This is a genomic window from Devosia sp. ZB163 (assembly GCF_028613635.1).
Classification (GTDB): domain Bacteria; phylum Pseudomonadota; class Alphaproteobacteria; order Rhizobiales; family Devosiaceae; genus Devosia_A.
On sequence record NZ_JAQRMY010000004.1, the window covers coordinates 321837 to 341001 of the forward strand.

General features: G+C 65.7%; 23 protein-coding genes. 15 read left to right on the top strand and 8 right to left on the bottom strand.

The window, feature by feature from the left end; all coding sequences use genetic code 11:
• Positions 1–12: 12 nt before the first annotated feature.
• The 4 genes from PRN20_RS19765 to PRN20_RS19780 all read left to right on the top strand — a co-directional run bounded on the left by PRN20_RS19765 (position 13) and on the right by PRN20_RS19780 (position 3301).
• Positions 13–462, top strand: coding sequence for a GNAT family N-acetyltransferase (locus tag PRN20_RS19765; protein ID WP_273959355.1), 450 nt, complete (start codon positions 13–15; stop codon positions 460–462).
• Positions 463–480: 18 nt separating this feature from the next.
• Complete coding sequence (locus tag PRN20_RS19770) at positions 481–1008, top strand: ankyrin repeat domain-containing protein (RefSeq protein ID WP_273959356.1); 528 nt, start codon at positions 481–483, stop codon at positions 1006–1008.
• A gap of 253 nt (positions 1009–1261) precedes the next feature.
• Entirely contained in the window at positions 1262–2287 is a 1026-nt protein-coding gene (locus tag PRN20_RS19775; RefSeq protein WP_273959357.1) for a glycosyltransferase family 61 protein, read from the top strand.
• A gap of 69 nt (positions 2288–2356) precedes the next feature.
• Positions 2357–3301, top strand: coding sequence for an endonuclease/exonuclease/phosphatase family protein (locus PRN20_RS19780; RefSeq protein ID WP_273959358.1), 945 nt, complete (start codon positions 2357–2359; stop codon positions 3299–3301).
• Here PRN20_RS19780 and PRN20_RS19785 read toward each other — a convergent pair.
• Together PRN20_RS19785 and rocF are read right to left on the bottom strand one after the other, a co-directional pair.
• The gene (locus tag PRN20_RS19785) at positions 3298–4350 is read right to left on the bottom strand and encodes an ornithine cyclodeaminase (protein ID WP_273959359.1); all 1053 of its coding nucleotides are present in this window, start codon (positions 4348–4350) and stop codon (positions 3298–3300) included. The two genes, PRN20_RS19780 and PRN20_RS19785, sit on opposite strands and share 4 nt — an antisense overlap.
• 9 nt (positions 4351–4359) lie before the next feature.
• Positions 4360–5310 (bottom strand): arginase, encoded by a 951-nt coding sequence (gene rocF / locus PRN20_RS19790; RefSeq protein ID WP_273959360.1) that lies wholly within the window; start codon positions 5308–5310, stop codon positions 4360–4362.
• Positions 5311–5419: 109 nt separating this feature from the next.
• Here rocF and PRN20_RS19795 point away from each other — a divergent pair, with 109 nt between their 5' ends.
• A complete protein-coding gene (locus PRN20_RS19795; RefSeq protein WP_273959361.1) occupies positions 5420–5869 on the top strand; it encodes an Lrp/AsnC family transcriptional regulator in 450 nt (149 codons plus the stop codon).
• 2 nt (positions 5870–5871) lie between these two features.
• Here the strand turns inward: PRN20_RS19795 and PRN20_RS19800 are convergent, their stop codons facing one another.
• On the bottom strand, positions 5872–6978 hold the full coding sequence (locus PRN20_RS19800) for a pyridoxal phosphate-dependent aminotransferase (protein ID WP_273959362.1): 1107 nt from the start codon (positions 6976–6978) through the stop codon (positions 5872–5874).
• Between the two features lie 154 nt (positions 6979–7132).
• Between PRN20_RS19800 and msrA the strand changes: the two genes are divergently transcribed.
• On the top strand, positions 7133–7780 hold the full coding sequence (gene msrA, locus PRN20_RS19805) for a peptide-methionine (S)-S-oxide reductase MsrA (protein ID WP_273959363.1): 648 nt from the start codon (positions 7133–7135) through the stop codon (positions 7778–7780).
• Between the two features lie 6 nt (positions 7781–7786).
• Here the strand turns inward: msrA and PRN20_RS19810 are convergent, their stop codons facing one another.
• Positions 7787–8422: a uracil-DNA glycosylase gene (locus PRN20_RS19810; RefSeq protein WP_273959364.1), complete on the bottom strand. Its 636-nt coding sequence runs from the start codon at positions 8420–8422 to the stop codon at positions 7787–7789.
• 24 nt (positions 8423–8446) lie between these two features.
• The gene (locus PRN20_RS19815) at positions 8447–9052 is read right to left on the bottom strand and encodes a LabA-like NYN domain-containing protein (RefSeq protein ID WP_273959365.1); all 606 of its coding nucleotides are present in this window, start codon (positions 9050–9052) and stop codon (positions 8447–8449) included.
• A gap of 347 nt (positions 9053–9399) precedes the next feature.
• Here PRN20_RS19815 and rpoZ point away from each other — a divergent pair, with 347 nt between their 5' ends.
• From rpoZ to PRN20_RS19860, 9 genes are all read left to right on the top strand, one after another.
• Positions 9400–9768, top strand: a complete 369-nt coding sequence (gene rpoZ, locus PRN20_RS19820; protein WP_273959366.1) for a DNA-directed RNA polymerase subunit omega — start codon at positions 9400–9402, stop codon at positions 9766–9768.
• Between the two features lie 144 nt (positions 9769–9912).
• Positions 9913–12186, top strand: a complete 2274-nt coding sequence (locus tag PRN20_RS19825; protein WP_273959367.1) for a RelA/SpoT family protein — start codon at positions 9913–9915, stop codon at positions 12184–12186.
• A complete protein-coding gene (gene pyrE, locus PRN20_RS19830; protein ID WP_273959368.1) occupies positions 12183–12767 on the top strand; it encodes an orotate phosphoribosyltransferase in 585 nt (194 codons plus the stop codon). Before PRN20_RS19825 ends, pyrE begins: the two co-directional genes overlap by 4 nt.
• Positions 12764–13183, top strand: coding sequence for a holo-ACP synthase (gene acpS / locus PRN20_RS19835; protein ID WP_273959369.1), 420 nt, complete (start codon positions 12764–12766; stop codon positions 13181–13183). Before pyrE ends, acpS begins: the two co-directional genes overlap by 4 nt.
• A 42-nt stretch (positions 13184–13225) precedes the next feature.
• On the top strand, positions 13226–13978 hold the full coding sequence (gene lepB / locus PRN20_RS19840; RefSeq protein ID WP_273959370.1) for a signal peptidase I: 753 nt from the start codon (positions 13226–13228) through the stop codon (positions 13976–13978).
• The gene (rnc, locus tag PRN20_RS19845; protein ID WP_273959371.1) at positions 13978–14682 is read left to right on the top strand and encodes a ribonuclease III; all 705 of its coding nucleotides are present in this window, start codon (positions 13978–13980) and stop codon (positions 14680–14682) included. The genes lepB and rnc overlap by 1 nt, the downstream gene beginning before the upstream one ends.
• On the top strand, positions 14679–15629 hold the full coding sequence (gene era, locus PRN20_RS19850) for a GTPase Era (protein WP_273959372.1): 951 nt from the start codon (positions 14679–14681) through the stop codon (positions 15627–15629). The genes rnc and era overlap by 4 nt, the downstream gene beginning before the upstream one ends.
• A gap of 30 nt (positions 15630–15659) precedes the next feature.
• Complete coding sequence (recO, locus tag PRN20_RS19855) at positions 15660–16370, top strand: DNA repair protein RecO (RefSeq protein WP_273959373.1); 711 nt, start codon at positions 15660–15662, stop codon at positions 16368–16370.
• A 17-nt stretch (positions 16371–16387) separates the two neighbouring features.
• Entirely contained in the window at positions 16388–16852 is a 465-nt protein-coding gene (locus PRN20_RS19860; RefSeq protein ID WP_273959374.1) for an SRPBCC family protein, read from the top strand.
• Between the two features lie 11 nt (positions 16853–16863).
• Here the strand turns inward: PRN20_RS19860 and PRN20_RS19865 are convergent, their stop codons facing one another.
• The 3 genes from PRN20_RS19865 to ldtR all read right to left on the bottom strand — a co-directional run bounded on the left by PRN20_RS19865 (position 16864) and on the right by ldtR (position 19122).
• A complete protein-coding gene (locus PRN20_RS19865) occupies positions 16864–17094 on the bottom strand; it encodes a DUF6898 family protein (protein ID WP_273959375.1) in 231 nt (76 codons plus the stop codon).
• Between the two features lie 4 nt (positions 17095–17098).
• Complete coding sequence (locus tag PRN20_RS19870) at positions 17099–18361, bottom strand: L,D-transpeptidase family protein (protein ID WP_273959376.1); 1263 nt, start codon at positions 18359–18361, stop codon at positions 17099–17101.
• 251 nt (positions 18362–18612) lie between these two features.
• A complete protein-coding gene (gene ldtR / locus PRN20_RS19875) occupies positions 18613–19122 on the bottom strand; it encodes a transcriptional regulator LdtR (protein WP_273959377.1) in 510 nt (169 codons plus the stop codon).
• Between the last annotated feature and the right edge of the window lie 43 nt (positions 19123–19165).

Here is a 19165-nt window from a genome sequence, read left to right on the forward strand (position 1 = left end):
CGGGGGGAGCGAATGGCCTACGAACTGCGTGAGCTGGCGACCCCCGAGGACTGGGAGGGGATGCATCGCATCCGCCTGCAGGTGCTGTTCACCCCCGAACGGCACCCGAACCTCGTCTACAATCGCGCCCATCCGCACGATACCGACCCGGCGCATTTCAAGTTCCTGCTCGTGCTGGATGGCGAACCGATCGGCACCACGAGGCTCGATCCGCGCGGAGAGGGCGGAATCGTGCGGCTGGTGGGTATTGTCCCGCACCTGCAGCGCCGGGGGCATGGGTCGGCGCTCGAGAGGCTCGTGATAGAGTTTGCGCGGGCGCGCGGGATGACGCGGCTGTGGCTCAACGCCGCGAAGGAAGCAGTGGGCTTCTACGAGAAGCTTGGCTGGACGCCACTCGTCTGGGACGAGGAAGAACTGGCCACCTTCGCCGCCAACTGCGTGCAGATGACCAAGCCGCTCTAGTGGCGTGGGAGGCATGCGGTGATCGGTAGCGGCAACGAGGACCAGTCTGTCGCGATCCACGAGGCGTTCGCTGCGGGCGACGCGGCGGCGCTGGCGGCGATACTTCGCAGCCCGCGCTGGTTCGATGCCGAGCTGCCGGAGGCGTTCGGGGGCGGTCACGCCCTGGTCTACGCCATCTACTGGAGTCAGCCGGCGTTCGTCGAATGGATGATCGAGGCGGGGGCCGACGTCAATTTCGCGGCGGACGATGGCTTTCCGGCGCTGCACGCCGCGCTTTCGCTTGATCTGCCGCGGCGCCGTGAGGTGCTTGCGGTGCTGCTGGCGCGCGCGGTCGATGTGAACAGGCGCGGCATCAACGACTGGACGCCGCTCCACTATGCGGTCAGCCGAAGGGATGAGCTGGCGATCAAGGCCCTGCTGGAGGCCGGAGCCGACCCGGATCTGCGGACGCGGATCGATCAGTTCTCCACCGCACTGGAGGATGCCCGCGCCCTTGGTTTCGGCCCCGGAGTCGAGCTGCTGGGCAGCAGCGGCCGCCGGGAATGATCGCAGGCGCGGAGACGAGCGGCTCGGGTCCGGCGGGTGGCTGCAGAGCAAATCCTGTTGCCCGATGCCGCCTGCCATGTCTGTAGTTCCCGCAGGTTAGATTACTTCCCGGGGGCGGGTCGTGGATGAACGGATCAGGAGGCAGCCGCCTTATGGGCGGCTGCTTTCGTCATATCGACGCGTCACGCGCCGAGGCAAGCGCTGGCTCAAGTGGCAGGCGTTCGGGGCTGCGGGTCGGAAGTATCCGCCATCGATGCGGATTTCGTCGCCGCCATGGGCTGTCGCCAATACGACGGGCGCAGGCTCCGAGGTCTCGGAATTACTGAGGCTGCCCACCGTCTATGGCGAGGTTCGGTCACGGCTCCTGGACGAGATGCCGGGGCGGGTGACCTTTCGGCCGGCGCGGGTCGTGGTGGAGCGGGACGTCGTGGCGTTTCCCATGCATTTCCTCGTTTCGCGCTCCAGGCGGGAAGTTCTCCCGCAAACAGCGCCGTACTGGGGCAATGTGGACGGGCTGGAGATCGAGCCGCCGCCAGGCAAGCTCGGCCGGGAGGCGATGGAGGCCGCCTTCGTGGTCGATTGCCGCTACCACCAGTTCGGCCACATCCTGCTCGAGGCGGTGCCGAGGCTGGCGTTGCTCAGCCATGTGCCCGACGACGTGCCCATCGTTACTTCGCTGCCCCTGTCTCCGACGCTTCTGACGCTTGCTTCGGCGCTGGGCGTGAAGCCGGAACGCTTCCGGCACAGCGGCGGGGCCGTCTTCTGTGCGAAGGCCTATCTGCCGGATCCGGTGGTGGATCTGTCGAACTGGATCCAGCCAGTGGCGCGTGAGGCGTTTGACCGCCTGCGCGTACTCGGGACGGGCAGCGGCGTGACCAGGGTCGAGCGGCTCTACCTGTCGCGGAGCGGGCAGACGCGGCGCCGGCTCGTCAATGAGGACGAGATCGAGGCGCTGTTCGAGCGGTATGGCTTTTCGATCGTGAGGCCGGAGGAGCACGATATCGAGACGCAGGCTGCGCTCGTTTCCGGGGCCCGGATGATTGCCGGCCTGGGTGGATCAGCGATGCATGGCGCGGTGTTCGCCTCGCCGGGGACGCCGGTCCTGATCGTCAGTTCCCGGGGGTGGGTTGCACATGTCGATGTGTTCATCAGCCAGGCTAACGGGCCGCTCGGGTATGTTTTCGGCGAGCCGCAGACCGAGCAGGGCGGCATTCGGGCGCCGTGGTGGGTGGAGCCGCTCGAGGTGGAACGGGCTATCCGTTCGCATTTCTGCCTCTAGAGGCATCAACAAGCCGGTTTCGTGTGGCGCAGCAGCCGGATAGGGTGCGGCGAACGATGGGGCACGGACGTGTTGCGCGAAATTCGGGGGGCACTGACGGCCCTGGCACTGGTGGCCTGCGTTGCGCTTGCTGCCGCTAGCATCAGCATCTGGCAGCCCGGGCAGGCCCTGCTGGCGTCGCTCCGCTTTCACATTGCCGCCGGCCTGTTCGTCCTGATCGTGCTGCTGGCGTTGAGCCGGGCCTGGCGACGGGCGCTGCTGTTTCTCGTGCCGCTCGGGGCGAGCCTCGGCCAGGGCGCGCTGGTGATCTACAACCAGCAGCAGCCGCGCATCGAGGCGGCGGCAGAGGGCACGACCCCGCTGTTCAAGGTGATGAGCTTCAACCTCATGACCGACAATCGGAATGGCGCTCGGGTCGCTGAGTACATCTTGGCCTCAGGGGCGGACGTGGTGATGCTGATGGAGGCCACCCCGCTGCGGCCGTACCGGGATCGGCTGCTCGGGTCCTATCCCTATGTTGCCGGGTGCGAGGACTTCTCGCGATGCGGCACGATGATCCTCTCCCGCACGCCGCTCGAGGATATCAAGCTGAGCCCGCTGAGTCCGGTCTGGCCCGACCGGCTCGTCACCGCAGCCACTGAGATCGGCGGCACGCGGGTGAACCTCGTGCTGGCGCATCTGGTGAAGCCGTATTTCGATGAGTTCCCTTTCGAGGAGACCTATCGGCTGGCCAAGGCCATGGAGGGGCTGGAGGGGCCGCTGCTGCTCGCGGGCGACTTCAACGCTGCGGCATGGTCGGACAATATCGACCGGCTGGTGCAGCGGGCGGGACTGCTGCCGCCGCCGATGTATCCGGCGACCTGGCCGGTGCGGGCGGGGCCGCTGGGCGTGCCGATCGACAACCTGTTCACGCGCGGCTCGCTGGTGATCGATCGGATCGAGGCGTTCGCGGACGCCATGGGCTCCAACCACCGGGGGCTGACGGCCGAGGTCTCGCTCACCACCGGCAGCTAGCTGGACAGCATCTCTTCGCGTGCTATCGCCGGGACGGGCATCGGGGGCAGCATGAGGCTGAAGAGATCCTTTGGGTCATCTAGCTCGGGCAGGAGGTCGATGTCGTGGCCCTCGCTGCGGTCAAGATCGCGCACGAAGCGCAGGGCAGAGAAGTCCTCGACCGCGAAGCCGACGGAATCGAAGATGGTCACCTCGGACGCCGACCGCCGACCGGTCGCCGTGCCGGCGAGTACGCGCCACAGCTCGGTCACGGGGAAATCCGGCGGCATCTGCTGGATCTCGCCTTCGATGCGGGTCTGGGGCTCGAACTCGACGAAGACGGAGGCGCGGGCGACGATGTCGGGGTGCAACTCGGTCTTGCCCGGGCAGTCACCGCCGATTGCGTTGAGGTGCATGCCGGGCTCGATGAGGTCCGGAGTGAGCACGTGGACGCGGGCCTTGGTGGCGGTGGCGGTAGTGACGATGTCAGCGCCGCGGACGGCCTCCGCCACTGAGGCGCAGCGACGGACGGCAAGGCCGCTGCCGGCGAGGTTGCGGCAGGCCTTGTCCAGCGCTTCGGGATCGGTGTCGAACAGGCGGACCTCGTGGATATGGAGCAGCGCCTTGAAGGCGAGGGCCTGGAACTCGGCCTGTGCGCCCGTGCCGATCAAGGCAAGGGTGTGTGGGTGCTGGGCGGCGAGGGTACGGGCCGCGAGGGCGGAGACTGCGGCTGTGCGCAGCGCGGTCAGCAAGGTCATCTCGGAAACGAGCAGCGGATAGCCGGTACGGACGTCGGCGAGGACGCCAAATGCGGTGACGGTCAGCTTGCCTTCGCGGGTATTCCCTGGATGGCCGTTGACGTATTTCATGGCGTAGAGCTGCCCATCGGACGCCGGCATCAGCTCGATGACGCCGTCGCGGCTGTGGCTCGCCAGGCGGGCGGACTTCTCGAAGCTCTCCCAGTGGCGAAAGTCGGCCTCGATGTAGGTCGCGAGGCCGACGAGGAAGTTCTCGATGCCGATCCGGCGGACGAGAGCTCCCAGGTCGCTGGTGCCGATGAACTGGGTCATGCTCTGCTCCTATGCAGCCGTGCGCTGGGCCGACGCCGTCGCTCGGGCGGCGACTGACCTCTCGCCGAGGAGGCGAGCGGTCAGGTCGACCATCAGATCGGCGCTCATGCCCAGGCGATCGAGGACCGGGTTGAGCTCGACGAGATCGAGCGAGCCGACGCGGCCGCTGCGATTGAGCATGTCCATCACCAACTGCCCCTCGCTCAGGGAAAGGCCGCCGGGGACCGTGGTGCCGACGCCGGGGGCAAGGGCAGGGTCCATGGCGTCGACGTCGAGCGACAGGTGCAGATGGCCGTTCGCCGCCTCGACGCGATCGAGGAAACGGCGGAGCGGCGCCTCGAGACCGCTCACCCGGATCACGTCCATGTCGACGACCTCAACGCCGCGCGCGGCGATCAACTGCGCCTCCTCGCAATCGAGGGCGCGAGCGCCGAGGATCATCACATTGGCCGGATCGAGCGGGGCGAACCAATCGGGCGCGTTGGCGAAGCCGGGCTCGCCGCAGAGGCGGGCCAGCGACATGCCGTGGATGTTGCCGGTTTCGGTGGTCGCCCAGGTGTTGAAATCGCCATGTGCGTCGAACCACAGCACGAAGAGCGGGCGGCCCGTATCGCGGCAGTGCCGCGCCACGCCAGCCACCGATCCCATGGAAATGGAATGGTCGCCGCCGAGAAAAATCGGGCGGGCGCCGTTCTCGAGGCTGCGATAGGCCTCCTCGCTGGCGCGGATGGCGAGTGCATCGATCTCGGCGGCCGGGGCGAGCTTGCGGCCCACGCTCACATCGCCAAGGTCGGCGACGGCGTAGCCTAGCCCCGCGAGACGCTCCGCAAGGCCGGCGGCCCTCAGGCCATCGGGCCCCAGAACGGCGCCGCGACAGGATGCACCGGCATCGGTCGGCAGGCCGATCAGATCGATGCGGTTACCGGCAGAGGGGCGGCGGGCGCGGGCGTCGTGGAGCATTGGAAACCTCGATTCAGTGCGTGCCTGAATGTGTGGAGCAATGCGTGCTGGCGAAAAGAGCGAATAGTGTTAGGTTTGCTCACTGGATCGAGCAAAACGGCAGGACTGCATGGCAGAAAGTACATTCAGCCTCGATGACCTCGATCATCGCCTGATCGCGTTGCTGCGCACAGATGGGCGGCTCCCGGTGGCCAAGCTTGCGGCAGAGCTCGGCGTATCGCGTGCAACCGTCTCGGCGCGCATGGAGCGGCTGGTGAAGACGGGCGCCATCGCCGGGTACACCGTGATGCTGCGCAGCTCAGGCCGAGCCGATGCGGTGCGCGCCATTACGATGGTCGAGATCGACGGCAAGAACTCGGAGGCGGTGATCCGTCGGCTGGTCGGCTTTCCCGAGATCAGGACGCTCTACACGACCAACGGGCGCTGGGACGTGGTCGCCGAAATCGAGACGGCGACACTGCGCGAGTTCGATGAGCTGTTGCGCAAGATCCGCCAGATCGACGGCATCGCCAACACGGAGACGAGCATTCTCCTCGCGGCGCGGAAGGAACTCGGCTGAGGCTAGGCTTCGGCGGCCTGCCGAAGTGCCGCCGGCAGTTCCTCGGCCACGACGTCCATCTCCTCGGGGCGGCCGATGGTGATCCTGATGTGACGGTCGAGGCCGGGGGCCATGGGCTTGCGGACGAAGACGCCGCGCGCTTCGAGCGCCTTCAGCACACGCATGGCGTAGTCGCCGTCGCGGCCGCAATCGACGGCGACGAAGTTGGTGGCGGAGGGAACCGAGGCGAGGCCGCTGCGCTGCGCGATGGCGTAGAGCCGTTCGCGCCCGGCGGCGACCCTGGCGACGACGTCGCTCAGCCAATCCTGGTCGGCGAGGGCGGCGATGGCCGCGGCCTGGCCAAGTCGCGTGACGCCGAAGTGATTGCGCACCTTGTCGAAGGCCCGGATGAACGTCGCCTCGCCGATGGCGTAGCCGACGCGCATGCCGGCGAGGCCATAGGCCTTGGAAAAGGTTCGGGTGCGGATGAGGTTGGGGCGCGCGATGTCGAGCGGGGGCAGGGTGCCGGCCGGAGCGGTTTCGCAATAGGCCTCGTCGAGGAGGATCAGGGTTTCCTCCGGCACATCGGCGACGAAGCGCTCCAGCTCCGAGCCGCTCCACCACGTGCCCATCGGGTTGTCCGGATTGGAGAGGTAGATCACCTTGGCGCGCTCGCGGCGGGCTGCATCGGCCAGCCCGGCAAGGTCCTCGTGGTTGCGCGAATAGGGCACCGCCACGACGCGGCCGCCGAAACCGGCGACGTGGTAGTTGAACGTCGGATAGGCGCCGAGCGAGGTCACGGCAACGTCGCCCGGTTCGGTGATCAGCCGCGCAATCAGGCAATGGAGGCCATCGATGCCTTCGCCGATGGCGATATTGGCCGCGGGGATGCCGAGATGCGCGCCAAGGGCCTGGCGCAGGTCGTGGACCTCGGGGTCGCCGTACATCCACACATCACCAGCTGCAGCGGCGATAGTCTCGATCACCCTGGGCGAGGGGCCGAAACCGCTCTCGTTGGCGCCGACGCGGGCGCGAAAGCGGACGCCGGTCCGGCGTTCGAGCGCCTCCGGACCGGTGAACGGCACGGTCGATGGCAGGGACTGGGCGAGCGGCGTGAGAATGGGGCGCATGGGCCGGACCATATCCCGACCATGGCGCACTGCAACTCCGCCGGTACGTCCGTCCGCCGCCCGGAGTTTCAGCGGCACCTCGCACATATGATTGTGTTGCGTGTGACGCGGGCGAGGGCCAACTTCATGCTGCAATTTCAAGGGGTGGATGGAAATGGCGAAGAAGGGGTTGGCGCTGGCTGTAGCGATGGCTGGCGCCATGGCGATGACAGGTGCACAGGGCGCAGAGACGGCAGTCGCGATCTTCGCAGGCGGCTGCTTCTGGTCGGTGGAGAGCGATTTCGACCATGCGCCGGGCGTTATCTCGACGACCTCGGGCTATATCGGCGGGCATGTGCCGAACCCGACCTACGAGCAGGTGGTGACCGAGACCACGGGGCATCGCGAGGCGGTCCGCGTCGAGTACGATCCGTCAGTGACGAGCTACGAGAAGCTGGTCGATACGTTCTTCCACCTGATCGATCCGATCGAGACGCGCGGGCAGTTCTGCGACTTCGGCGAGAGCTACACGTCGGCGATCTACGTCGGCAATGACGACGAGATGAAGCTTGCCGAAGCCGGCAAGGCCGCCACCGCCGAGGCGCTGGGCAAGCCGGTGGCAACGGTGATCGCGATGGCGCCGACCTTCTATCCGGCCGAGGACTACCACCAGAACTTCTGGGAGAAGGCCGACCTTTATCCGTTCAGCGGCTGGCCGAGCAACGTCCACTATGCCCGCTATCGCGCGGGATGCGGGAAGAATGCGCAGGTGGAAGCCATCTGGGGCAAGGAGGCGTTCCGCGGTCTTGACGGGCACGCCTGAGAAAGGTCAGGCAGCGATCGCAGCCGCGGCCCGGCCGACGACATCCTCGAACATCTGCGTGGTGAGGACGCCCGTGTTCGTGTTGTAGCGGGAGCAGTGGTAGCTGTCGAAGAGGATGGCGCCGCCGGTGAGGCGGTGCTCCGCGCCGTGGCCGAACGGGAAAGCGCTGCGCTTTTCGCCCAGGGCGGTGAGCAGCGAGTCGTGCGCGATGCGGCCGAGCGCCAGGAAGGCGCGCGGGCGATGGACCTCGATGCTGGTGACGAGGAACGGCCGGCAGGTCCTGATCTCCTCCGGCGTCGGCTTGTTCTGCGGCGGTACGCAGCGAACGGCGTTGGCGATAAGCACGTTGCGCAGTTCCAGCCCATCGTCGGGGCGCTGCTCGTAGTGGCCGGTGGCGAGGCCGAACTTACCGAGCGTGGCGTAGAGCAGGTCACCGGCATAATCGCCGGTGAAGGGGCGTCCGGTCTGGTTGGCGCCCTTGAGGCCGGGCGCGAGGCCGACGATCATCAGGCCCGGGTGGGGCTCACCCCAGTTGGGGACGGGGGCGTTGAAGAAGTTGGGATACGCACGCTGGTTGTCGTGGCGGAAAGCCACGAGGCGCGGACAGCGCGGGCAGTCGTGCGGGGGATTGGTGTCAGGCAAGGCGTACCGGCAGGGTAAGGAGACTCAACTTCCCTTAGGGTCCACGGTCGCCATCGGGCGGTCAACCTGGGCGCGCTCGGCACTGTGGGAACGATCGACCGGCGGGATGCGACCGACGGTCTTGGCCAACTCGGCGACATCGATGAAGAAATCGGCCTGGCGACGGAGCTCGTCCGAGATCATCGGCGTCGGGGTGGTGAGGGTCGAGACGACGGTCACGCGCTTGCCGCGCCGCTGCAGCGCGGCGACGAGGGCGGTGAAGTCGCCATCGCCCGAGAACAGGACGAGATGGTCGTAGAACTCGCTCATCTCGAGGGCATCGACCGTGAGCTCGATGTCCATGTTGCCCTTGATCTTGCGGCGCCCGGCGGCGTCGGTGAATTCCTTGGCGGGCTTGGTGACGACGGTGAAGCCGTTGTAGTCGAGCCAATCGATGAGCGGCCGAATGGACGAGTATTCCTGATCCTCGACCAGGGCCGTGTAGTAGTAGGCGCGCAGCAGATAGGCCTTGGCCTGGAACTCGGCGAGCAGTCGGCGATAGTCGATGTCTATGCCGATGGCCTTGCTGGTGGCGTAAAGATTCGCGCCGTCGATGAAGAGAACGACTTTCTCGCGCGGATCAACGGACATGCATCTTCTCCTGACCGGGTCGGCCGGCCTCTCAGGCTGCCCGGCACAAAATCACAATGGCGCACCACTATTGCCTCAGGGCAGCCGAACAATGGCTTGGGGCGCCCGCTAAGTTCGGAATACGCGCTTATTCCCGGGCGTTTGCAACACGAATAATTGCGGGGGCCGCGGGACGAGTTCATGGGAGATCCATCAACCAATTGGCCGAGTTGGAGAAAACCCGCGTCCGACGAAAGTTGTAATTCTGTGGCAAACACGCGTTCGTGCGGCACCAGCCTAAAAACTTGTGCCCCGGGAGCGGGTCGTGTATGAGGGCCCCTTGATCCCACAATTAGCTGGAGACGTCCGTGGCCCGCGTCACCGTCGAAGACTGCATTGAGAAGGTGAACAACCGTTTCGACCTCGTGCTGATGGCGGCTCACCGCGCCCGCATGATTTCGGCCGGCGCTTCGATCACCGTCGACCGCGACAACGACAAGAACCCCGTCGTTGCGCTGCGCGAGATCGGGGATGGCACCATTTCCCCTGAGGACCTGCGCGAGGACCTGATCCACTCGATGCAGAAGTATGTCGAGGTCGACGAGCCCGAAAAGCACGCCGCCCCGCTGCTCGACGCCAATGCGGACGAGGACAGCGACACCTTCGACACCATCAGCGAAGACGAACTGCTGCGCGGTATCGAGAGCCTGGCTCCGCCAGAGCGTCGCGACGACTGATTTCTCGATCGTACGCGCCCGGCGCAATTGCGTGCCGGCGGTACTCGCATATAGTTGAGGCGTCGGGCGTTTTCGCCCGGCGCTTTTTAGTTTTCGTCGCGACAGATTCGCCGAGTCGCCGCCGCCTAGGAGTGCGGCAACCCTATGATGCGTCAGTACGAACTCGTCGAACGGGTCCAAGCCTACAACCCGCACACCGACGAGGCGCTGCTCAACAAGGCCTATGTCTATGCCATGCAGAAGCATGGCACGCAGAAGCGCGCCTCCGGCGACCCGTACTTCGCCCATCCGCTCGAAGTCGCGGCGATTCTCACCGACCTGAAGCTCGATGACGCCTCGATCGCGGTGGCGCTGCTTCACGACACGATCGAGGACACCGACGCAACACGCGCCGAGATCGACCAGCTGTTCGGCGCAGAGATCGGATCGATCGTCGACGGACTGACCAAGATCGACCGGCTGCAGCTGGTGACGCGCGAGGAGGCGCAGGCCGAAAACCTGCGCAAGCTGCTGCTCGCGATCTCGGCGGACGTCCGCGTGCTGCTGGTGAAGCTGGCCGACCGGCTGCACAACATGCGCACGCTCGACTTCATGCGCGAGGACAAGCGCAAGCGCATCGCCACCGAGACGATGGACATCTATGCGCCGCTGGCCGGCCGCATGGGCATGCAGGGCATGCGCCAGGAGCTCGAGGACCTGGCTTTCAAGCACCTGCAGCCGGAACACTACAAGGCGATCACCAGCCGTCTTGACGAGATGAAGGCGGAGTTCGCCGATACCATCAGCACGATCAAGTCCGAGCTCGGCGACAAACTGAAGGACGAGGGCATCGTTGCCCGCGTCTCGGCCCGGGTGAAGTCGCCGTGGTCGATCTTCACCAAGATCGAGCGCAAGCAGATCGCGCTCGAGCAGCTCTCCGACATGATCGGGTTCCGCGTGATCGTTCCGACCATCCCGGACTGCTATCGGGCCCTCGGGATCGTGCACACCAACTGGAAGGTCGTGCCGGGGCGCTTCAAGGACTACATCTCGGTTCCCAAGCACAACGACTACCGCTCGATCCACACCACCATCGTGGGCGTGGGGCGGCAGCGGGCGGAGCTGCAGATCCGGACCGAGGAGATGCACCGGGTTGCCGAACTCGGCATCGCCGCGCACGCGCTCTACAAGGAGGGCGCGACCGACATCCACAAGATCGAGAACGAATCCAAGGCGTTCGCCTGGCTGCGCCAGACCATCGAGCACCTGACGGTGGGCAACACGACCGAGGATTTCCTCGAGTACACCAAGCTCGAGCTGTTCCAGGACCAGGTGTTCTGCTTCACCCCGCGCGGCCGGCTCATCGCGCTGCCGCGGGGCGCGACGCCGATCGACTTCGCCTACGCGCTCCACACCGACATCGGCGACACCTGCGTAGGCGCCAAGATCAACGGGCAGATTGTTCCGCTGGTCACCCAGCTCCGCTCGGGCGATGAGGTCGAGATCATCCGCGACCAGAACCACCTGCCGCCGAGCAACTGGGAGACGATCGCGGCGACCGGCAAGGCTCGCGCCGCCATCCGCCGCGCGGTGCGCCAGCAGAGCCAGCAGCGTGCATTTTCGATGGGCGAGCACATGCTCTCGATGCTGCTCGAGCGCGAGGGCGTGCTGCTCGACGACGGCGAGATCAAGCAACTGGCCGAGGCGCTTGGCCATTCCGGCCGGCGCGACCTGCTGATCGCGCTGGGCGACGGCAAGATCAGCGGCGAAGACCTCGATACGCAGGTGATGGAGGTCAAGGGCATCAAGCGGCGGCGCAAGCGGATCGACCTGCCGGTGCCGGACAAGGCCGAGGGCTGGTTTGCGCTGCGCTCGACCGAGCTGTTCCGCTTCCGCGTGCCGGGCAATCCGCGGTCGGGACCGAACGCCAAGGCGGCGCTCAAGCAGCTCGACTTCAACACCAAGGTCGAGGTGTCGCCGGAGGGCGTGGTGCCGGGCGACCGGCTGATCGGCATCATGGAGCCGAACAAGCCGATCATCATCTACCCGATCCACTCGGACGCGCTGTCGGATCTGTACGATCGCGACGTGGCCTGGATCGATGTCCGCTGGGACATCGTGGGGCGCGAGGATCGCGACTACCAGTGCGTGATCTCGATGCACGCCCAGAACAAGCCCGGCTCGCTTGCCCAGATCGCGGCGGTGATTGCCGCGTGCGAGGCCAACATCCATAATCTGGTCATGCGCATGGAATCGCCCGACTTCCATCGCTTCATCTTCCAGATCGAGGTAAGGGACCTGGCGCAGCTGACCGATGTGCTGAATTCGCTGAAGCTCGCCGCCGGGGTATCCGACGTGCAGCGTGCTACGGTGGCAGAGGCGCTGGGGCTGGACCGGATCGACTGGACCGCGCCGAAGAATCAAGAGGAACCCGCGTGACCACCGAAGAAGTCCTGGACCTGTTCCGCGAAAGCGGAGCGCTGCTCGAAGGCCATTTCATCCTGTCCTCCGGGCTGCGTTCGCCGGTCTTCCTGCAGAAGGCACGGGTCTTCATGCATCCCGCCAAGGCGGAGAAGCTGTGCCGGGCGCTGGCGGCGAAGATCCGCGAGGCCGGTTATGGCGATGTCAGCCAGATCGTGTCGCCGGCCGTGGGGGGGATCATCCCGGGCTACGAGACGGCGCGACACATGAGCGTGCCGGCGATCTACACGGAGCGCGTCAACGGCGTGTTCGAGCTGAGGCGCGGCTTCGAGCTTGCGCCGGGCGAGAAGGTGATCGTGGTCGAGGATATCGTGTCGACCGGCGTCTCGATCCGCGAATGCATCGAGGCGATTCGGAAGACGGGGGCGAACGTCGTTGCCGCAGCCTGCCTGATCGACCGCTCGGGCGGCGAGGCGGATGTCGGGGTGCCGCTGGTTTCGCTGGTGCAGTACAAGGTGTCGGCCTATCCGGCCGATGCACTGCCGCCGGAGCTGGCGGCGATCCCGGCGGTGAAGCCCGGCTCGAGAGGGCTCACATGATCATCGGCCTGGGCAACGACCTGTGCGACATCCGCCGCGTCGAGAAGACCCTGGAGCGCTTTGGCGACCGGTTCACGCACCGGATCTTCACCGAGGTCGAGCGGCAGAAATCGGATCGGCGGGCACAGCGCGCGGCCTCCTATGCCAAGCGATTTGCAGCCAAGGAAGCCTGCTCGAAGGCGCTCGGCACAGGCCTTAGTTTCGGCGTTTATTGGCGCGACATGGGCGTGGTAAACCTCCCGTCGGGCAAGCCGACGATGAAATTGACCAACGGTGCTGCCCGCGTTCTTGAGCGGCTTGTCCCTCAGGGTATGAAGCCACATATCCACCTGACCATTACCGACGACGGCGGCATGGCGCAGGCTTTCGTCATCATCGAGGCGCTGCCGATTGACCAGGCGGCGGCGCTCCCGTAACCACTTGGCCCCGCGGGCCAGAGGCGAGAAATGAGCCAATCCATGTCGAAAGCCGAAGCCAAGGCCGGCAAGAAGAAGAACGAGCTGCTCGAGACGGTGATCGTCATCATCGAGGCGCTGATCATCGCGCTCCTGTTCCGCACGTTCCTCTACCAGCCGTTCTCGATCCCCACGGCTTCCATGCAGCAGACGCTGATGATCGGCGACTATTTCGTGGCCAACAAGTGGGCCTGGGGCTTCGGCAAGTACTCGTTCCCGCTGCCGGTTCCGTTCAACGGCCGCATCCTGGGCAGTGCGCCCGAGCGTGGCGACGTGGCGGTGTTCCGCAACGAGATCACCAACGAAGACTATATCAAGCGCGTCATCGGCCTGCCGGGCGACCGTATCCAGATGAAGGACGGGCGCCTCTACATCAACGGCACGATGGTCGAGCGCGAGCAGATCGGTACCGCGCAGGATACCGACAGCTACATGACGACGGTGCCGGTGACGGTCTATACCGAGACCCTGCCCAACGGCGTCTCCCACACCATCCAGGAAATCTCGGACGACGAGCCGCTCGACAATACGGCCGAGTACGTCGTTCCGCCCGGTCACTACTTCATGATGGGCGACAACCGTGACCGCTCGGCCGACAGCCGGGTGCTCAGCCAGGTCGGCTACGTGCCGCTCGACAATTTTATCGGCAAGGCCGAGGCGCGGTTCTTCTCGATCAAGAACAACCTGCCGCCGTGGGCGCTGTGGGAGTGGCCGGCGAACGTCCGCTGGGACCGCATGTTCCAAGCCGTAAACTGATGGCAAAGGGGCGTGCGCACGAAAAGCTTCAGGCCCGCCTGGGGTATCGGTTCGCCGATGCCGACCTGCTTGACCGCGCACTGACCCATTCCAGCGCGGTTTCGCCCGGCAAGCGCATCGAGCGTTCCTACCAGCGGCTGGAGTTCCTGGGCGACCGGGTGCTTGGGCTGGTCGTTGCCGACATGCTCTACCGCCGGCTGCCCAAGGCCAATGAGGGCGAGCTTAGCCGTTCGCTGAACACCCTGGTACGCAAGGAAACCTGCGCTGCCATCGCCCGGGAGCTCGACATCGGCGCCGAGCTCAACCTGGGTGAGAGCGAGGCGCGGACGGGCGGGGCCAACAAGGACGCGATCCTTGGCGACGTCGCCGAAGCGGTGATCGGCGCTATCTTCATGGACGGCGGGCTTGGACAGGCCTACGAGGTGGTCGAGCGGCTGTTCGGCGAACATCTCGGGCAGGCCGGTACCGTGCGTGCCGACCCCAAGACGACGCTGCAGGAATGGGCACAGGGCAGGGGGCTCGAGCCACCTGTCTATGCCGAGGTCGAGCGAACCGGCCCCGACCATGCCCCGGAATTCACCATCGCGGTACGGCTCGGCGCGTTCGAGGCCGTAACCGCCACCGGCCCGAGCAAGAAGCTGGCCGAGCACAAGGCCGCCGAGGCCTTCCTCATCCGAGAGAAGGTCTGGCGGGAGACGCTATGAACGACAAGAACGAGATCCCCGACGCCTCTGAGCTGCCGCAGGCCGGCGAGAATACGCGCTGCGGCTTCGTCGCGCTGGTTGGCGCGCCCAATGCCGGCAAGTCGACGTTGCTCAACTCGCTGGTCGGCACCAAGGTGTCGATCGTCACCCACAAGGCGCAGACGACGCGTGCGCAGATCCGCGGCGTTGTCACCGAGGGCGACGGGCAGATCGTCTTCATCGACACGCCCGGCATCTTCGCGCCCAAGCGCCGGCTGGACCGCGCCATGGTGGAGGCCGCATGGAGCGGGGCGGGCGATGCCGACTTCGTGGCGCTGATCGTCGATGCCGAGCGCGGCGTGACGCCGGAGCTGGAAGCGCTGCTCGCCGGCCTCGAACAGGTGCCAAATCCGAAAGCGCTGGTGCTGAACAAGGTCGACCTGATCAAGCCGGAGAAGCTGCTGGCGCTGGCCGAGCTCCTCAATGCGCGGCTGAAGTTCGAGCAGACCTTCATGATCTCGGCGCTAAAGGGCAGCGGTGTTCAGGATTTCCTGAACTGGGCGCTGCAGCGGATTCCGCTTGGCCCATGGCACTTCCCCGAGGATCAACTCACGGACCTGACGCTCGCGATCACCGCAGCCGAGGTGACGCGCGAGAAGCTGTTCCTGAGGATCCACGACGAGATCCCCTACAACGCCACGGTCGAGACCGAGAAGTTCACCATCAACAAGGATGGCTCGTACCGCATCGACCAGGTCGTCTACGTGACGCGCGACACGCACAAGAAGATCGTGCTGGGTGCGGGCGGGCAGACGATCAAGGCGATCGGCGCCGAGTCGCGCCGCGAGCTGATGGAGATCTTCGAGGTGCCGGTGCACCTGTTCCTCTTCGTCAAGGTCCGCGAGAAGTGGGGCGACGACCCGGAGCGCTACCGCGAGATGGGGCTGGAGTACCCGCACCAGAAGTGACGTTCGCGTCGGAGCTGAGCGGGTCCACCCATGCACTGGTCCGGTGAAGGCCTGATCATCGGCGTCCGCCGCCATGGCGAGACCGGAGTCATCGCCGAGGTGATGGTGGCTGGTCGCGGGCGCTGCCTGGGGCTGATCCGTGGCGGTCGATCGACGAAGCTGGCGGCCACGCTGCAGGCGGGCAATACCGTTCAAGTGGGCTGGAGCGCGCGGCTCGAGGAACACCTGGGCACTTTCCAGCTTGAACTGCTCGAGGCGAGGGCGGCGGCCCTGATCGCCGACCGGACGCGGCTCTATGCCAGCCAGCTGATCTGCGAGCACCTGCATCTGTTACCCGAGCGCGATCCGCATGACCGGCTGCTGGGGCGAGCCGTCCGCATCCTCGACTTCGGGGGAACACCGCACCAGCTGGCGGCTGAGGTGGCGCGCTATGAGCTGGAACTGCTCGAAGAGCTGGGGTTCGGGCTCGATCTGACGAGCTGCGCCGCGACGGGAACGACCAGGGACCTAACGCATGTTTCGCCCAAGACCGGGCGGGCGGTCAGCCGGAGTGCGGCCGAGCCGTACCTCGACCGTCTGTTTCGCCTGCCGCCATTCCTCGTCGGAGGCGGTGATCCCGACGAGGCCGAGCTCGCTGATGCGTTTCGGCTGACCGGCTACTTCCTCGATCTCTACGTCTGGATGCCGCGACAGCTGGACCCGCCCGCGATCCGCGATACATTCGTTCACCTCGTGACTTAGCGGGCAGGGAGATTGGCGTGAGGCGTTCCGATACGGCATCCCGGATCATCGCGGCACCGCGGGACGTCATCTACGCGGCGCTGGTCGATCCGGAGGCGCTGAGGACGTGGCTGCCGCCGGAGGGGATGACGGGCGAGATCCTGGAGTTCGATCCGAGACCGGGCGGGGCCTTCCGCATGGAACTGCGCTATCCCGAAGCCGGGCACGGCAAGACGACGGACAATTCCGACCTCGTCGAGGCCGAGTTCGCCGAGCTCGTGCCGGGTGAACGCGTGGTGCAGCTGGTGCGGTTTCGGAGCGACGATCCCGACTTTGCCGGCACGATGCGGATGGTGTGGGATCTCGAGCCGATGCCGCAGGGAACGCGGGTGATCATTCTCGCCGAAGACGTGCCGCCGGGTATCCGCGCGGAAGATCACGCAGTCGGGCTACGCTCGTCGCTGGAAAACCTCGACCGGTATGTGACGACCAACGCGGCCTGAGCGGGCCGCTGTCAGGCGAACTTGCCGATGACGGGCGGCCGCGGCGGTGGCTCGGTTCCGAGCCTGCGCCGGAGCTTGGCGAGCGCGAGCTGCTGCATCTGGTGGGGCGTTGCGGTCAGCGGCGCGATGACCACGACTTCCGTGCCGGTCGCCTCGTCGATGGCGGCGACCCGCATCTGCTGTCCGAGCTGGGCAAATTCGAAGAAGACGCGGCCGGACTGACTGTCGTCGCGCCCGGCCATGGCCTCAACCCTCGGAGAAGTTCACGATGCCGGCGGCATCGAACTGGTAGACGTCGTCGCGGAAGCTCACGGTGCCCTGCCGGTTGGCCCAGGCCGTGATGTAGGTGGTGTGGATCGGCACCTGCACGTCGAGCTTGACGTCCTCGCGCAGGCCGCCCGTGAACGCCGACAGCACGCCCGGGACATCCCAGCCGCCATTGTCGCGCAGCAGCCAGGCCACCAGTTCCTCGATGTTCTCGCAGCGCATGCAGCCGGAGGAGTGGAAGCGGGCGTTCTCGCCGAACAGCGCCTTCTGCGGCGTGTCGTGCATGTAGACGTCGTGCTTGTTGTAGAAGTCGATCTTGCAGTGGCCCATCGAGTTCTCGCCACCCGGGTCCTGCCGGAAGGTGTACTTCACCGCCTCGGTGGTCTGCCAGTTGATGGCGGCGGGCGGGATCTCATTGCCCTTGCCGTCGAAGATACGGATGCGGAACTTGGTGAGGTACTCCGGATCCTCGTTCATGTACTTGATCAGGTCCTTCTCGATGATGCTCTTGGGCACCGTCCAGTAAGGATTGAACTTCACCTGGAAGATCTTGGAGTTGAGGATCGGTGTGGCGCGGTCGACCTTGCCGACCACCGAATTGTGGCGCTGCACCACCTGCGCACCCTCGACCGCCTCGACGACCGCCGCCGGGATGTTGACCACGACATAGCGGTCCGAAAGCGCCTGGGCCCAGAACTCGACGCGCTGGGCATTGAGGCGGAGCTGGTTGAGGCGGTAGTCGGCCGGGACCGAGAGCGCGTAGAAGGTCGCCTCGTCCACCGTGCCGTTGATGACGAGGCCGTGGCGCGCCTGGAACAGGCGAACGGCGGCATCCAGTCCGGCATCGAACTCGTCGTTGACGCGCTTTTCGAGCGGCATGTCGCCATTGATCATGAGGCGGCGCTTGAGCAGCGCTGCGGCGCGGCGCGATACACCGAGCTTCAGGCCGAAGGTCTCGCGCGACGGCGGCTCCCAGGAGCCATTGGCGCCAACGAAGGCCTCGTAGTTCTGGATGGCGAGCTGCAGGTTGTAGGCGGTGTCGTAGCTGAGAATCGGCTCGATCGTGTCGACGAGGCTCTTGGCCGTGGCCGTGTTCCCCTCCAGATCAACGGAGTTGATCCGCCGATCCTTGTTGAACATGTCCCAGAAGTTGTCCTCCTGCGCCCGGACGAGCGCCGGCATGGCCAGCCCCGCCGTCATGGTCGCCATGGAGGTCAAGAGGTTACGTCTCGTCAGCCGCATAGAGTCACACCCGGAGTCGCGTGGTCAGGGGTCGCTTCTAATAGCATCGGCTCGAAATCGCACCAACGTGGGTCAAGCAGCTGTGAACTGCCAAGCCGCGCTTGTCCGGAAAAGCCTGCAGGACCGAGAAGCCACCCGCAATTGCGGTCGATGCAATAGCGCCATTTTGGGCGCAAATAAGAAACGCCGGCTTAAAGCCGGCGTTTGCGTAATCCCCTGTGGCAGAGCTGCCACAGTGTGAGGCATCGGGATCAGAGCTTGTAGAGGATCTGGTCGACCCAGAAGCGTTCCAGACGGCCGAGCGCCTTGTTGAGGCCCTCGAAGGATTCGTTGTTCAGGCCGCCAACCTTCTCGATCGACTTCAGGTGACGGTCGTAGAGTTCGTCGATCACCTCGGCCACTTCCTCACCCTTGGGGGTGAGCCGGATGCGAACTGAACGGCGGTCCGAACGCGAGCGCTCCTGGAAGATGTAGCCGGTCTCGACCAGCTTCTTGAGATTGTACGAGACGTTCGAGCCCAGATAGTAGCCACGCGAGCGCAGCTCGCCGGCGGTCATCTCGGCATCGCCGATGTTAAACATCAGCAGGGCCTGGACGGGATTGATGTCATCCCAGCCCATCCGGTCGAACTCGTCCTTGATCAGGTCGAGCAGCCGGCGGTGGAGCCGTTCAACACGGCTTACAGCTTCGAGATAGAGCGGCTTAAGCCCTTGGGCTTCTTCCGGAACCATTGCCTCTGCGGCGTTAGATTTGATTGCCATTTGTGCCTCACTGTCCTGTAGTCCTGCGCGATTTCTTCGCGTC